Source organism: Microbulbifer weihaiensis, assembly GCF_048323715.1.
Taxonomy (GTDB): Bacteria; Pseudomonadota; Gammaproteobacteria; order Pseudomonadales; family Cellvibrionaceae; genus Microbulbifer.
On sequence record NZ_JBLWFL010000008.1, the window covers coordinates 51,778 to 66,152 of the forward strand.

Consider the following 14,375-nt stretch of genomic DNA (forward strand, 5'->3'; position numbering starts at 1 on the left):
GTCGCGAGTCAATCTTCCAGCTCACCATCCCGCACAAACTGCTGGCTAACGTCAAAATACAGCGCGTATTCATCCCCGGACTCAGGATCACGAACCTGCATTTTGTCGTAAATTCCCTGCTGATCGTACACGATGGACTGATCCAGCACCTGCAGCCCCTTCAAGCGCACAAAACCGCGCAGCTCTGAGGTGCTAATGGTTCGAAAAGCACTTTGCTGACTTCTGCCATCCCCGCTGCCCTCAATCGAGGCCATCAGGCCCTCCACCATATAACGGTGGCGGTCTTCCATCTCAAAAGCGCCTTTCTGACCACTACAGACCACGCCAATCATATGGGCTTCGAGGCTCATGTAGTTGTAGGAAAGCACCTTGCCAACATTCTGAAGACAGCCGTCAAAGTCGCCCTGCTCAACGGCCTTGTACGCTTCGGGCAACCATTTCAGCTTCACGCCGCCATAAGGGTTGTATTCGGGTGACTCGACAAAAGCCCGCCGCAACCGGTTAAAGTCGAGGGTGAAAGACAACTGCTGCGCTTCTTCCAGCAGCTGGTGATATTCACTTTCCTGATTCTGGCGCAATACCACATCCGGCTGTCCTGACGGTGCGCCACTCTTGCCGGCACAGGCCGCCAACAGTACCGCATAGCCAAGGAGGGCAAATCGCAAAGAAATATTATTGAGGTGTATTGCCATTGCTTGCTTCCGCTGCCGGTTTTACCCGGATACCAAATAAACTCTTGTGCTCCACTTCCACCAACTGTGTCCGCGGGCGCAGGAAATCGCGTAATTTATCTCGCTCCCACATCGCATCCTGATACCCCAGTTCGACCAGTTCTCCGAGATAGGGTTTCTCGAATAGCAGGTAACTGGCGGCCGATGCGCCCCCACCTGAGGTCGTCGCGCCCGTCGAACGGAATAGCCAGCGCAGGGCCGGGGGCAGATAGCGCACTTTTCGGCCCGCGAGGCGGTCGAGGCTTTGACTCGGCTCAATGACTGCGGATTCCACCGGACGCAGGGGGGACAAACCTATCAACCCTTTATCATCCACCGAACCCAACAGTAAATTGACCCGATCCAGGTGCTCCAGATCCCCCTCCAGGCTGTCGATAAATGCCGCATTGAAAAGCTGGCCGCCGATCTGCGCCAGAGAGGGGGAGTGCTTGGGCGCTTGCCGGCGCTTGCCCCAATGTACCGGAGACCGGTTGTCGGATACACCGACCACGAACACCCGACTGGCCCCCAGGTGCAGTGCCGGGCTAATAGGCGCCAATTGCCGCACCGCGCCATCACCGAAGTATTCATCACCGATCTTCACACACGGAAAGAGCGTCGGGATGGCCGCCGATGCCATCAAGTGATCCACGGTCAGGCGCGTGCGCTCTCCGCATCGGCGAAAGCGCCGCCATTCTGTCAGTTCTTCGCTTCCCTGAAAGAAGCTGACCGACTCCCCCTGGTTATAGGACATGGCATTGACGCAAACCGCGCGCAGTCGGCCTTCATCCAGATTGCGCTGGATATTCGCAAAGGGGATGCTGTCGTTTACCAGCTGCCTGAGCGGACTGTTATCGAGCAGGGCCAGTGGCCTGCGGCGGGCTACCCCGTGATTAAACAGCGACAGGGTGATCGTGGAAATATTACCCAGCAGGCTGGTCCAGCTACTGCGATAGATATCGTCAACCGTGAGTCCCATCCAGAGATCACACAACCGGCTAACCGCTTCCTTGAAGGTTCCGGGGTGCGATGCGATCAGAAGTGCATTGACCGCACCGGCAGAAGTGCCACAAATAATTTTGAAGGGGTTTGGCTCACTGTCGGGCGTGAGTTCCGCCAGCGCCTTAAGGACGCCCACCTGATAGGCCGCGCGCGCCCCGCCTCCCGAAAGAACCAGGGCGCCGACATCTGCGGTCTGGGGCGGTGGTGTTTTTTTCGCCGACAAGGTTTGCTACCGACTCGCTCAAAGAAAAGTGTTCTACCGATCAGGTACAGAAAGAAACGGACAACTCCCAACAGAATAACTTTTGCGGGCCATTCAGCATAGCAGCGGCCGCCAAAATTCACCTGCGGGAACCGCAGCCAAAAGCGACTGTGTGTTCACCGGCTCATATCGACCACATAGCGACCGATCCCGTGCCCCCGATGCAATCGCGCCAAAAACTCAGGGGCCTGCTCCAACGCGATGTCTTCGGCGATTTTCTGCAACTGCTCGCCAATGTACCAATCACCAGCGAGCTTTTCCCAAACTGCCGATTTTTTATCCAGAGGAAGCTCGACACTGTCAACGCCCAGCAAACTGATTCCGCGCAGTATGAAAGGAAATACGTTTGCCTGAAACTGCGCACCTGATGCCATGCCGCAGGCGGCAACACCGCCACCATAGGCAAGGGACTTGACCACATTAAACAGCGTCTCGCCGCCGACCGTATCGACAGCCCAGGCCCATAACGGCTTGGCAATAGCCTTGTCAGCAAATGGAGCAAGGGTTTCCCGATCCAGTACTTTCCAGGCGCCAAGTGAGGTGAGGAACTCGGCCGACTCCAACTTCCCTGTTACCGCGGCGACGCGGAAACCAAGTTTTGCCAGCAAGGCAACCGCGATTGAGCCAACGCCGCCAGTGGCACCAGTTACCAGAACTTCGCCGTCTTGCGGCCGCGCGCCAGACTCCAACAGTTTCTCCACGCACAGGGCCGCGGTCAGCCCCGCGGTACCGAGGGTCATGGCCTCCCGGGGTGTCAACCCTTGCGGCAGCGGCGCAACCCATCCGGCAGGAACCGCAATGCGCTCAGCCAGGCCACCGGAGGTATTCATGCCCAGGTCATAGCCGGTCACCAAAACCTGCTGGCCAGCATTGAAAGCGCCCGACGCATCGTGAACAACCTGCCCCACGGCATCGATACCTGGCGTATGCGGATATTCCCGGGTGACCGCCTTGTTACCGAAAGCTGACAGGGCATCTTTGTAGTTCAGTGACGAATGGGAGACCGCAATCAAAACAGGATTTTCAGGTAAGGACGCCACCGTGCGCTCTACAATGATCTGGTCGTATTTGCCCGGCGCGACCTCTTCAACCTGCACGGCCCTAAAGCACTTGTCACTCATTGTTCATGTCCCTTTCTTGAATGCCACGTCCAGGCCAGACACCGGTAGCGTTGTGTCTGGCCGCTCCTGTAAATTGAACAGGCAAACCTTAAACAATCACTGAGCCTGGTGGCGCCAGGCAGCCAGGCGTGAAAACAGGCGGGACAGTGCCGACTCCACACTGACCTGCGCAGCAATACCGATTTTCTTGGCGATATTCTGTCGCTCCTTGTACTCCACCTGATACAGGTCAGAGTTTTCCGCACGCGCAGTCAGGTATTCATCCGAAGTTTTGAGTTCGTCAATGAGACGGAGATCCAGAGCCCGCTGTCCAAACCATACCTCCCCGGTCGCAACCCTGGCGATATCCAGCTGCGGGCGGTATTCGGCAACGAAATGCTGAAACAGGGTATGAATCTCTTCCAGGTCGTCCTGAAACTTCTCTTTCCCCTCTGGCGTATTTTCACCAAACATGGTGACCGTGCGCTTGTATTCACCAGCAGTGAATAACTCAAAATCGACATCGTTACGCTCGAGCAGACGATGGAAATTCGGCAGTTGTGCAACAACACCGATAGAACCCAGCATCGCGAAAGGGGCAGCAAGGATACGGTCGGCCACGCATGCCATCATGTACCCCCCGCTCGCGGCGACCTTATCGACCACGATGGTCAGCTTCACACCGGCACTGCGCACGCGCGCCAGTTGGCTTGCAGCCAGGCCATAATTGGCGACCATGCCGCCGGGGCTTTCAAGGCATACAACCACTTCATCATTCTTGTCAGCCACCTGCAGAATCGCAGTAATCTCCTCGCGCAGGTTGCTGAGCGCACTCGCTTTGATATCACCTTCAAAGTGCACGACAAATACACGTTTACGGGCCGGTTCTTCTCCCTTCAGTGACAAATCGTCGGTGCGCTCCTGCGGTGACAGGCTTTGCCCAGCTTCGGCATCGGCTTCGGCCTGCTCCGGAACTGCGCCCTCCAGGGCCACCGCATCAGGCTGGCCTTTGGCTGCCTTTTTTCTTTCCTTTTCGGCAGCCTTAAGCTCTGCCTTGCGCTGCTTCGCCAAGGCCTTTTCCTTGGCCTTTTTCTCTTTCGCCATCTGCTTCTGGCGGTGCGCGAACTCCCCACTATCCATTACCGCTTCGAGAAGGGTTTCCTTCATGTCTTCATAGCGGTCATTCAGGCGCGAAACGCTAATATGGCCGGGCTGGCGTTCCTTCATATGGGCGCGATTGGCCACGATAAAGCCGACCACCACCAGAATTGCAACAACGATGGTGACTACTTTGGCCAGAAACAGGCCGTATTCACTGAGAAACTCCACTTATCCCCCAAAATCGGTATTTAATTATTGCCAGTCATTCAAGGCGGCTTGCGCCTGCTGATTGAGCGGTTTGGCCAACAGGCCTGTATGACTGATACGCACTTCGTAGACGGCACCATCCTGCATCGGCAGGAAAGTTGCACTGCCGTAAACTGCATCCACTAAAGGCAAGCGCCCGCCCAAGTCTCGCAGGGTGCTCCAGACATCTACAACATTACCACTCTCTGCCAGCGCATATACGGATCGCTCTTTGTTCCGTTCATCCTGAAGCGTAAGGTAACGACCGCTCAAGCGGTCCAGGCGGTAAGCGGGCTCAATACCCCAGCGAGCCAGAGCACCCTTCCATTTCAGCATGCGCGCATCCAGCTGCCACTGGTCTCCGTGGAGCTCAAACTCGCGGGCAAGGCCATCCTCATCCGCAAGCTTCACCATAAAGTGCTGGTCACCAAGGCGCTCGAAAGACACCGTTCCAACACTGTGCTCGTTCCCCAGGTTGCGGTAGCTATAAACATCCATAGCGACCAAAACTATAAGCAACGCGCCGGCAAGCAACACCAGCCCGATGGTTCCCCGCAAAAAACCCAGAAACCAGGTGCCACCCAACAGCACCTTGCCGCCCCAGAAAACAAGTAAAAGGGCGATAAACGCGATTAGAAAGGTAATGGCGATATACATTTTTATTAAGCTCCCTCTCTATCCTGCTTCAGTTTCAACTCCGAGGAGTTTGTGCATGACCTGCGGTTGCAAACCACAGGCTGATCTAGTTTGGTTCATTCTTTACTTCCGCAGCAAATGTGCGGATCAACTGCCCGGACAATGTCTGCTGGGGAGGGATCGCCTCGGGCAAGTTCACTCTCGGGAACCAGCGCGCATCACTGATTTCCGCCGGGTCTGGACGCAATTCGCCACCAGTGACCTCGGCCAGGAAACCGATCATTAACTGGCCGGGAAATGGCCAGGACTGGCTACCCACATAACGCAGGGCTCCAACCTCCAGTCCCACTTCTTCTCGCACCTCGCGGATAAGGGCCTGCTCGGCACTCTCCCCGGGTTCAATAAAACCGGCGAGAGCCGTAAACATGGGATGGCGATGGTGGGCATGCTGCGCCAGCAGGCATTCGTCGCCCCGGGTCAACAGCATAATGACACAGGGGGAAATCCGCGGATATACGGTAAATTCACACTGGGGACAGACACGGGCCCGATCACTTGGGTGGTACTCGGTCGCGCCACCACAGCGTCCGCAATACCGATGATCCGCATCCCAGGTGACCACCTGCATAGCCCGGCCGGCGAGCGCAAATTCCGCATCGCTCACCCGCCCAAGCAGGCTTCGCAGTGACTGCCATTCGGCGCCCTCAACTGGCAGTTTTTGGGACAGCCCATGGACTCCACAGGCAAGACCCGCCCATTCCCCCAGATAATGACTGCTGATCGGGTTATCTTTTCCGGATTCGAATGGCAACCGGGAGAAAATAAAGCCTCCGGCACTCCAGAGTATCTCACCCTCGGCGATCACAATATGTCTGTGCAATGCCGGCAACGGCCACAGTTTGCCGGCGACCTGGAACTCTGTCATGGCGATTTTTTGCCCCCAGAGGTAACCGCTTTTGTAGTTACAGCGGCAACAACATCTTCGTCAGGCGACTTCAACCGGATATCCCAATGCTTCCAAACTTTCAACAGCGAGGTCTAATGACTGCATATCCGCCTTGCGGTGCAGCTTAACCTCGCCCAAATAGTACTCGAGGCTGATGATGGCATCAGCAAAGTTCTCCAACAGTTGGTCAACCCCTGGCGCAACCGTTTTCTGATCGATGACAGCCTCAACAAAGTGGGTCAGGCGCTCAACCACCGCCGCCGCCCGCTTAAGGCTCAGTACGATCATGCCGCCACGCACACTGTTCAGTGTCGTTGCGACGTTACGTATATGGCCGTGGTCAAAACCGGAATCGGCGTAGGACGCCAACGCGCGCTTGATCAGCGACAATCCGGCTTCCGCTTCTTTCAGCACCGCCAACTCAGCTTCCGCCAACTGACTCAATTCCAGGGCGATATCCGCATGGCCGGATTCATCCACTTCAATGCTGGCACTTTGCTTCAGCGCTCGAATGGTACTGTCCACTGTCAATACCTGGCTGGTGAGTTGCTGCAAAGCCTGTTCAGCCTGGTGACCTCCAGCGGAAGCCATACTCTGGTACTGCGCCGTCGCCGCACTCAGGCCATCGCCGATGCGCTTGAAGTTCAGGAGTTTGAGAGTATTGGCAATACGTTTCAAAGTATCGGCGAGACCACCGTCCTCCTCCAGGCCCGAGACGCCAATGACTTCGGCATCGTCCAGCATACGCCGTACGCCAGACAGCTCCTCATCCAGCGCACTGGCCACCGCAGCAATCGCAGTGGCACCAGGACCTCCGAGGCTCGCCCGATCCCGCTCCAGTTCCGGCTCGCGATAGGACAGCTCCCGCACACTGAAAGCCTGCAGCAGCTTGGCACTGTGCCCACCGACACCGGACAAAGCCAGCCAGTACAGACACTCTTTAATAAGCACTGGTGGCGCCGGCTGATCCAGTGCAACATCACCGTCTCGGCCGATCACACGTAATCGCCGATCCAGCATACTGAGCACCATCACCCGTGAACGGTTGACCAGCATTTCCCGTTCGGCCATCCCATTCAGGGCTGCCCCTGCCACAGTCCAGAGTTTGCCGTTCGGCCGCCCTGCAGCAACACTGGCAATCCGCTGCAATGCACGCGCCATCATGGTATAAGCCGGCCGCCGGGGCTTGCCCTTCAACAGGGCCAGCAACCCAACCTGGTACATGTGACGGAACCGCCGCACAAATACCTTTAGATCTTCCGACATTACAGCCGAAGAAACCGCGCCTGGAACTGAGGCGTCCGGCCTACAGCGCAGAAAATGGCTTTCGGGTACGGGCGCTTGTGACCTGGCAAGGCGCAAACTGTTGATATAGGGAATCAACAGCTCCGGCCGCGCCGTCGCGCGATTCTGTACAAAATCGAGGTAGCGGGTCAGCACATAAAAGGCGGTTCCCACAGCCTCGAGCAACTCATCCGGTGATGGCTGACGCTCCTGGAGCACATCCCCCATTGCCGTGAGCATTTCCTGAGCAAGCAGCTCTGCTGCTTTAAGCTGAACCATCTGCAGGACGCCGGCGACCTGCCGCAGGCCCTGGATACACTGCTCCAGTGCAGCCTTGTTTGCATGATCTGCGGCGAACTGATCGAGATGGCCCGTAGCAGTCTCGATACTCGCCACCAACTCTTCTTTGACAAGACTGACTGATGTCAGGTTAATTTCGCGCAATTCCGTCATTGCTACACCACTGCAATTGTCTTTTTATAAGTCCCGTAGTATTCGTAAGCGCCTGCCGTACAAATTATCGCGGAACAGGGCAATTTATACCAAACCGTTAAAGAGTCCACCTTTCTGTGCGGTATTTCCACCGATCAATCGACAAAACCAATTCATAACGTAGCACTGATAAAATGAATTGAATTTTAGCCGAGAACTGAGTAGCGTTTAACGACCTCTTTCACGCTGCGATACGTGCGGGCTCATAGAAAGTCAAGGAAGTATCCAATAATGAATGCTATCAATCACAGCATACCTGCCAGTGGCACTGGCTTTGGCCGCGCTTTTACCGAGAATTTTTTGGGGGAAGCACCAAGCTGGTACAAACTTACAATTGCTGCTTTTTTGATCATAAACCCCATCCTGGTCTACACCACAAACCCTTTCTTTACCGGATGGGTGCTTATCGGCGAATTCATATTCACTTTGGCAATGGCGCTAAAGTGCTACCCCTTACAGCCCGGCGGTTTACTGGCCATTGAAGCCGTTTTATTGGGCATGACCAGCAGCGATGCGGTTTATCACGAAGTAAACGAAAATATCGAAGTCATCCTGCTACTGATGTTCATGGTCGCAGGCATCTACTTCATGAAGAAGTTACTGCTACATGTATTTACCAGGCTGCTGATTTCGGTCAAGTCAAAAACCGCACTCTCCCTGCTTTTTTGCGGTGTATCCGCCATCCTCTCGGCATTCCTAGATGCCCTGACGGTTACCGCCGTTCTCATCAGCGTGGCTGTCGGCTTCTATGCGGTCTACCACAAGGTCGCTTCAAACCGGCAAACCCAACATGATCACGATCACTCCTCTGACGACCACGTAGTGGAATACCACCGAGATGATCTCGATCAGTTTCGCGCTTTTCTGCGTAGCCTGATCATGCATGGCGCCGTGGGCACCGCGCTCGGCGGCGTATGCACGCTCGTCGGCGAACCGCAGAACCTGCTAATCGCGGAAAAGGCAGGTTGGAACTTCCTGGATTTCTTCCGCAACATGGCGCCAGTCACCATGCCGGCTTTTGCTGCTGGGTTATTGACCTGCATACTGCTGGAAAAAACTGCCAGCTTTGGTTACGGCGCAAAGTTACCCGTAGCGGTACGTAAAGTACTGGCCAGCTTTGCGCAAGAAGAAGAGCTCAAACGCACCCAAAACGACATTATCGAGCTTTGGATTCAGGGCGTTGCCGCAGTAATCCTGGTTCTGGCTCTCGCTTTCCATGTGGCCGAGGTCGGGATTATCGGCCTGATGATCATCGTTCTCCTGACAGCCTTCAACGGTGTAATCCAGGAGGCCCGGATTGGGCATGCCTTCGAGGAAGCCTTGCCGTTTACCGCTTTGCTGGTTGTATTCTTTGCCATTGTCGCAGTCATCCATGAACAGCACCTTTTCGAACCGGTGACGCATTTCGTTCTGGGACTGGAGCCAGAGCAGCAGCCGGGCATGCTGTTTCTCGCCAACGGCATCCTGTCCATGATCAGCGACAATGTTTTCGTGGCAACGGTTTATATAAATGAAGTAAAGGCCGCACTCACCGCAGGAGACATCACCCGCGAGCATTTCGAGAAACTGGCCATCGCGATCAATACTGGAACCAATTTGCCCAGCGTTGCCACCCCGAATGGTCAGGCGGCATTCCTGTTCTTGCTGACATCCGCACTGGCACCGCTAATCAGGCTGTCTTATGGCCGCATGGTGTTAATGGCCCTGCCCTACACCATCGTCCTCAGTGTTGTAGCTCTAACCTGCGTGGTGTACGCGATTTAACCTGAGCCGAACACCCAGCCATACGGGGCATCACTGCTCCACTGTTCAACAAAAAAGGGGCCCAAGGGCCCCTTTTTTCGTACGCGCTACTGAATATTTAGAGCGCGGGCCTGAATACCGCTCTCACCAAAAATGCTTTCCGGCGGACTTTTCCAAAAGCGCCAGCATCTCTTCATGCGCACTGGCCTCTTCAGCCGATGCACGCAGGACATTTAGCGGCGCTCGCTGAGCGGTCAAGCGACGAATGACACCCGCCTCAGTCTGCGCCTGAGGCTGCCCTTCCTCATCACTGTCTCCACTGCCGTCATTACCGGCCAGGGCAAGATCGGTCTGCCCCCCGGTCATTACCAGGTATACGTCAGCGAGAATTTCCGCATCGAGCAAGGCGCCGTGCAAATCCCGCTGTGAATTGTCAACAAAATAGCGTTTGCACAGCGCATCCAGGTTATTTTTCTGTCCGGGGTGCTTTTCTCGCGCCAGCGCCAGTGTATCTAGAACCCCGCAATGCGAAGCCACTGACTTCCAGCGGGGGCTACGCAAGCGCTTCAGCTCGGCATCAATAAAGCCGACGTCGAACGCCGCATTGTGAATCACAAGTTCAGCGCCCTCACAAAAAGCCATGAATTCATCAGCTATTTGCGAAAAGACGGGCTTATCCACCAGAAACTCGTTAGTGATACCGTGCACCTCTATCGCACCGTTATCCACTTCTCGTTCAGGGTTGATGTACTGATGGTAGTGACGGCCCGTGAGCTTGCGATTGACCAACTCAACACAGCCGATCTCAATAATTCTGTGGCCGGACTTTGGATCCAGGCCCGTGGTTTCCGTATCTAGAACAACCTGACGCACGATGTTACTCCCCCAGTGAATCAATTCCGAGATTGGCCAGCGCATCAGCGCGCTCATTGCCGGGATCACCGGCGTGCCCCTTCACCCAGTGCCAATGCACCTCGTGGTTACCTATCGCCGCATCAAGTGTTTGCCACAGATCCGAATTCTTAACCGGTTTTTTATTGGCGGTCTTCCAACCATTCCGCTTCCAGTTATGAATCCACCCAGTAATTCCCTGCCTCACATATTGGGAATCCGTATGCAGGTCCACCCGGCAGCGCTGCTTTAACGCCTCCAGAGCGCGAATTGCCGCCATAAGCTCCATTCGATTATTTGTGGTGAGGGGTTCACCACCGCAGAGTTCCTTTTGCGCATCGCCACTCATCAGCAATGCACCCCAGCCGCCCGGACCGGGGTTACCCCGGCAAGCGCCGTCTGTATAGATCGTTACTTGTTTCAAATCTGGCTCTTGGATTTTTCGATTCATATCCGGTAGCCGCCACACCCCCGAAAGGGACTCCAGGATCGGAGTATTCCTTCCAAAGGGTAAAGGGCTCATGCGGGAGGAGATCAATCCCGGCGATGACGCCCTCTGGCTGCCACCCGCGGAGCGCTTGAAACCGCGGTCAATGCCGGCCTCTTTTCCCCGCTCCAATTGATCTTGATAGTGCGCATATGCACCACTTCTTTGCGCGCGACTATGATGTAAAAGCCCCCCCAGGGCAAGTGCCAGCGGGATCCCAGCCGCTCCATCCAGGCCGTCTTCGCCAGCAGCTCACGGTGCTGGATTGGCAGCCGGAAGAAGCCCCGCTCCACCGTACCGGCCTGTAAATCCAGCAGGTGCATCCAGTCAGCGAGCCGCGCAGCGCGCAATTGATTACCACGCTGATAAGGGCTTGCGGATCGGAACAGCCGCGAAAGCCCCAGCAACGAAAAGGGGTTGAAGCCGATCAGAACCAGGTGACCACCCGGTATTAAAACACGCGCAGCCTCCCTCAAAACCTGATGGGGATGAGGTGCAAAATCCAGCATGTGGTGCAACAACACCACATCTATGGATTCCGACGGCAGCGGCAACTGCTCGAATTCAACCACTGCAGCCCCCTCACCCATCGAGGCGCTCAGGCGGAAACGATGATTAATCCTGCTACAGGCCGCAAAGTCCACCTGCGGCACGACACTGGCCTGCATCAGGTGGTATCCAAACAGGCGCTCCACCACTGGCTGAGCAAGCGCCAACTGCTGGGACAGGATCTCCTGGCCGAGACCGCTGGAAAACCAGTCTGCCACTGCCGGAGTTGCCTGCCCCAAAGAGGGCAGTTCCTCACGACGGCGGCTGAATAACGCTCTGCGTTCCATAGGCCTCCCTTGGATTAATTTCCTGTGCTTATGCAAGCCATTCAGCTAGAACAATACCACCCGACGCAATTGCGTTCACTGGCAGATTGCTATGTTAAGGTAGCCACAAAACAACATGCACTGACCCTAGAGTAACGGCCGGCAGCAATGATCACAATCAGCCCCATCCCAGCATTTAACGACAACTACATCTGGCACATTGAACAGGGTAGCGAACACTGGGTCGTAGACCCCGGCGACGCCCGCCCGGCGATCGAAACGCTCGGTTCGCGGACATTGACCGGGATTCTCGTCACCCACCATCATTTTGACCACACTGGCGGCATCGCCGAGCTCGCTGAGCGATATCGCTGCCCCGTAATCGGCCCCGAGTCGATTGAACTCGTCACCCAGCCAGTTAAAGATGGGGATCGCCTCACCGTTCTGGGATGTGAAACGACGGTCATGGCCGTACCCGGACATACCCTGGACCATATCGCTTTCCTGTTTCGCACGCCCGAGGGGCTCCATTTGTTCTGTGGTGATACCCTGTTTGCGGCAGGCTGTGGACGACTGTTCGAGGGATCCCCAGAGCAGATGTACACGTCACTTGAGACATTGCGCCAGTTGCCGGCCGAAACTCTTGTCTACTGCGCGCATGAGTACACCCAGGCCAATCTGGCTTTTGCTGCTGCCGTGGAACCGGAAAATCCCGCTATTCAGCACCGGCAGGAAGAGACAAAAGTACTGCGCGCCCAGAAAAAAGCCACACTTCCCTCCAATATCCAGCTGGAAATTGAAACCAACCCCTTCCTTCGCTGCAATACCGCGGACGTTCGGGCGCAGGCAATTCGCCGCGGCGCTGCCGAGCAGGCAAGCGCTGTTGAAATTTTCGCCACTTTGCGCCAGTGGAAGGATACTTTTTGACCAGATTGCATTGACCGGAACCAATGCTCGTCTTTAGAATCAGACAATTACAAATCAAAGCTCAAGCGCGTTCGAAATAACGAAATCGCATAAGTGTTTGGGTAGAAAGATAACGACTGACTCGCGGACACCAGCATGGTATACAAAAAATTTGCCGTCGCCGTATTGGCGGCGGCAGTGGGGGCCTGCGCACAAATCGAAACTGCGCCGGAAACATCCGCCTCCCAACAGAAACCGATAGTGGGCGCCAACGCCACAAGCCATGCTGAGGATATCAGCCGCAATATACTCGAGGCTGCCGATCCCGCACTCCCGCCGAGTGACGTCTGGGAGCGCCTTCGACGTGGATTCTCCCTCGAGCGAGAGATTGGCAGGGAAAAAGTCCAGGATTACATCCAATACTTCTCTTCCAACCAGGGATACATGTCCCGAGTTACCGAACGCTCCCGACGCTACATCTTCCATGTCGCAGAGCAGCTAGAGCAAGCGAACGTTCCCGCCGAATTCGCCCTGCTCCCAATCGTGGAAAGCGCATACGATCCGTTCGCCTATTCCCATGCCCAAGCCTCCGGAATGTGGCAATTCATCCCCGCGACTGGCCGTTCATTCGGCCTCCACCAGAACTGGTGGTATGACGGCCGCAGAGATGTGGTGGAATCGACCCGCGCCGCATCCGAATACTTCAACTACCTTGCCAACAAATTTAATAACGACTGGCTGCTTGTTCTGGCGGCGTACAACGCCGGCGAGGGAACTGTGCGCCGAGCGATCGAGCGAAACCAGAAGCGCGGCCTGGGAACCACTTTTTGGGACTTGAAGCTGCCACGGGAAACCCGTCGCTATGTGCCCCAGCTACTCGCTCTGGCCGAAGTCGTTGCGCATCCTGAAAAGTATCGGGTGCCACTCTTCGATGTCGACAACACGCCGTATTACGCCGCTGTCGATGTTGGCAGCCAGATAGACCTGGCCCAGGCCTCAGAGCTGGCGGGTGTCGAAATCGAGGAACTCTACCTCCTGAACCCCGGCTACAACCGCTGGGCTACCGACCCCAATGGCAACCACCGCCTGTTAATCCCGGCGGACAAGCACCAGCAGTTCAGCGAGGCACTAAGCAAGCTACCCGCGGAAGAGCGAGTGAGCTGGCAGCGCTACAAGGTCGCCCGTGGCGACTCGCTTTCCGTGATTGCCCGGCGTTACGAAACCACCGTTGCAGCCATTCAACAAACCAACAAGCTTCGCGGCGCCAGTATCCGTGCTGGACAGACCCTGCTAATCCCGAGCGCTTCCGGACCGGACGCACAGTACGCTTACTCGATTGACCAGCGCATGCAGCGCCGACAGTCTTCCGGAAAAGGCAGCAAGACCTCTTACACCGTTCGCCCCGGCGACACCCTGTGGGGTATTGCACGTTCACTCGACGTTAAAGTGCGCGAGCTCGCAAGCTGGAACAGTATGGCTCCCGGGGACACCCTGCGCCCGGGCCGAAAACTGGTCGCCTACTCCGGAAGCGGCAACTCCGCAGAACCCGACAACAGCAGAACCACGCGCAAAGTCTCGTACCGGGTTCGCAGTGGCGACTCTCTGTATCGGATAGCGCGCAAGTTCCGCATCGATATCAGCGACATCGTGCGCTGGAATAAAATCAGTAAAAAGGGCTACCTGCAGCCAGGTCAGCGCCTTACCCTGTTTGTCGATACCGCTGCAAGCGGCTAAGCACTCACCAAGCCTGAACT

Annotated in this window: 13 protein-coding genes; 3 read left to right on the forward strand and 10 right to left on the reverse strand. The window is 56.1% G+C overall.

All coding sequences use genetic code 11. From position 1 onward, the window contains the following. Positions 1-8: 8 nt before the first annotated feature. The 7 genes from ACNKU7_RS11585 to ACNKU7_RS11615 all read right to left on the reverse strand — a co-directional run bounded on the left by ACNKU7_RS11585 (position 9) and on the right by ACNKU7_RS11615 (position 7,740). Positions 9-692, reverse strand: a complete 684-nt coding sequence (locus ACNKU7_RS11585) for a DUF4919 domain-containing protein (protein WP_418297149.1) — start codon at positions 690-692, stop codon at positions 9-11. Then, a complete protein-coding gene (locus ACNKU7_RS11590) occupies positions 673-1,935 on the reverse strand; it encodes a patatin-like phospholipase family protein (RefSeq protein WP_418297150.1) in 1,263 nt (420 codons plus the stop codon). Before ACNKU7_RS11590 ends, ACNKU7_RS11585 begins: the two co-directional genes overlap by 20 nt. Before the next feature lie 155 nt (positions 1,936-2,090). Next, a complete protein-coding gene (locus ACNKU7_RS11595; protein WP_418297151.1) occupies positions 2,091-3,095 on the reverse strand; it encodes a YhdH/YhfP family quinone oxidoreductase in 1,005 nt (334 codons plus the stop codon). A 96-nt stretch (positions 3,096-3,191) separates the two neighbouring features. Then, on the reverse strand, positions 3,192-4,403 hold the full coding sequence (gene sohB / locus ACNKU7_RS11600) for a protease SohB (protein WP_418297152.1): 1,212 nt from the start codon (positions 4,401-4,403) through the stop codon (positions 3,192-3,194). 24 nt (positions 4,404-4,427) lie between these two features. Then, positions 4,428-5,078, reverse strand: coding sequence for a cation/multidrug efflux pump (locus tag ACNKU7_RS11605; protein ID WP_418297153.1), 651 nt, complete (start codon positions 5,076-5,078; stop codon positions 4,428-4,430). Positions 5,079-5,163: 85 nt separating this feature from the next. Next, a complete protein-coding gene (nudC, locus tag ACNKU7_RS11610; protein WP_418297154.1) occupies positions 5,164-5,982 on the reverse strand; it encodes an NAD(+) diphosphatase in 819 nt (272 codons plus the stop codon). Positions 5,983-6,042: 60 nt separating this feature from the next. Next, positions 6,043-7,740, reverse strand: coding sequence for a FimL-related protein (locus ACNKU7_RS11615; protein WP_418297155.1), 1,698 nt, complete (start codon positions 7,738-7,740; stop codon positions 6,043-6,045). A gap of 270 nt (positions 7,741-8,010) precedes the next feature. On the opposite strand from ACNKU7_RS11615, the gene nhaB reads away from it, so the two are divergent. Then, on the forward strand, positions 8,011-9,543 hold the full coding sequence (gene nhaB, locus ACNKU7_RS11620) for a sodium/proton antiporter NhaB (RefSeq protein WP_418297156.1): 1,533 nt from the start codon (positions 8,011-8,013) through the stop codon (positions 9,541-9,543). Between the two features lie 123 nt (positions 9,544-9,666). Here nhaB and dnaQ read toward each other — a convergent pair whose 3' ends face one another. From dnaQ to ACNKU7_RS11635, 3 genes are all read right to left on the reverse strand, one after another. Then, positions 9,667-10,395, reverse strand: a complete 729-nt coding sequence (gene dnaQ / locus ACNKU7_RS11625) for a DNA polymerase III subunit epsilon (protein ID WP_418297258.1) — start codon at positions 10,393-10,395, stop codon at positions 9,667-9,669. A gap of 4 nt (positions 10,396-10,399) precedes the next feature. Next, the gene (gene rnhA, locus ACNKU7_RS11630; protein WP_472439832.1) at positions 10,400-10,864 is read right to left on the reverse strand and encodes a ribonuclease HI; all 465 of its coding nucleotides are present in this window, start codon (positions 10,862-10,864) and stop codon (positions 10,400-10,402) included. 83 nt (positions 10,865-10,947) lie between these two features. Next, positions 10,948-11,736 (reverse strand): class I SAM-dependent methyltransferase, encoded by a 789-nt coding sequence (locus ACNKU7_RS11635; RefSeq protein WP_418297157.1) that lies wholly within the window; start codon positions 11,734-11,736, stop codon positions 10,948-10,950. 147 nt (positions 11,737-11,883) lie between these two features. On the opposite strand from ACNKU7_RS11635, the gene gloB reads away from it, so the two are divergent. Together gloB and ACNKU7_RS11645 are read left to right on the forward strand one after the other, a co-directional pair. After that, entirely contained in the window at positions 11,884-12,642 is a 759-nt protein-coding gene (gene gloB, locus ACNKU7_RS11640; RefSeq protein ID WP_418297158.1) for a hydroxyacylglutathione hydrolase, read from the forward strand. 135 nt (positions 12,643-12,777) lie between these two features. Beyond that, complete coding sequence (locus ACNKU7_RS11645; protein WP_418297159.1) at positions 12,778-14,355, forward strand: LysM peptidoglycan-binding domain-containing protein; 1,578 nt, start codon at positions 12,778-12,780, stop codon at positions 14,353-14,355. Positions 14,356-14,375: the final 20 nt, after the last annotated feature.